Annotated in this window: 1 protein-coding gene; it reads left to right on the top strand. The window is 65.7% G+C overall.

All coding sequences use genetic code 11. From position 1 onward, the window contains the following. The first annotated feature begins 178 nt into the window (after positions 1 to 178). Positions 179 to 937, top strand: coding sequence for an SDR family oxidoreductase (locus tag JMF90_RS38540; RefSeq protein WP_011548568.1), 759 nt, complete (start codon positions 179 to 181; stop codon positions 935 to 937). Positions 938 to 950: the final 13 nt, after the last annotated feature.

The raw sequence follows: 950 nt of genomic DNA, 5'->3' as shown, positions 1-950 counted from the left end.
TGCCATGCGCGATGCCGTGCCGGCGCGCGAACAGCGCAGCCGCGAACTCAGGAAAACCCTGACGCCAGCCTGTCTGGACGGGGCGGTTGATATTGATTGAAAGAATCAAGATTGCTGCGAAATCGTCGCCGCGCAATGCTTTTTGCATGTTCAACGGACTGAAGACGAGGGCGTGAAAATGCAGGCAGAGAAAAAAATCGCGGCGGTGACGGGTGCCGGCACCGGCATCGGACAGGCCGCTGCGGTAGCGCTCGCGCAAGCCGGCTTCAGCGTCGCGCTGCTCGGCCGGCGCATCGATCCGCTACTCGCGACGCAAGAGATCATCGAGCTGGCCGGGGGCGTCGCAGCGGCGATTCCAACCGACGTGTCCGACGAAACGTCGGTCGATGCGAGCTTCACGCGGATTGCGCATGACTTCGGCCGCCTCGACGTGCTGTTCAACAACGCGGGCCGCAACGCAGGCGCCGTGCCGCTCGACGATTATTCGCTTGAGTTCTGGAACGACGTGGTCGCCACCAACCTGACCGGCGTGTTCCTGTGCGCCCGCGCCGCGTGGCGCCAGATGAAGCGCCAGACGCCGCAAGGCGGCCGCATCATCAACAACGGTTCGATCTCCGCGCACACGCCGCGCCCGCACACGATCGCGTACACGGCCACGAAGCACGCGGTCCTCGGCATCACGCGTTCGCTTGCCCTCGACGGTCGACCGTTTAACATCGCCTGCGGCCAGATCGATATCGGCAACGCCGCGACCTCGCTCACGGAGCGCATGGACAGCGGCGTGCTGCAGGCCGACGGCCGCATCGCGCCCGAGCCGCGCGTCGACGTCGTGCATGTCGCGAGCGCGATCGTGCAGATGGCGAGCCTGCCGCTCGAAGCGAACATTCTGAACATGACGATCATGGCAAGCGCGATGCCCTTCGTCGGACGCGGCTGACCGGACGCGCGCC

The organism is Burkholderia sp. E168m23 (assembly GCF_016586125.1).
GTDB lineage: Bacteria > Pseudomonadota > Gammaproteobacteria > Burkholderiales > Burkholderiaceae > Burkholderia > Burkholderia orbicola.
This window is presented reverse-complemented; position numbering and strand designations above follow the sequence as displayed.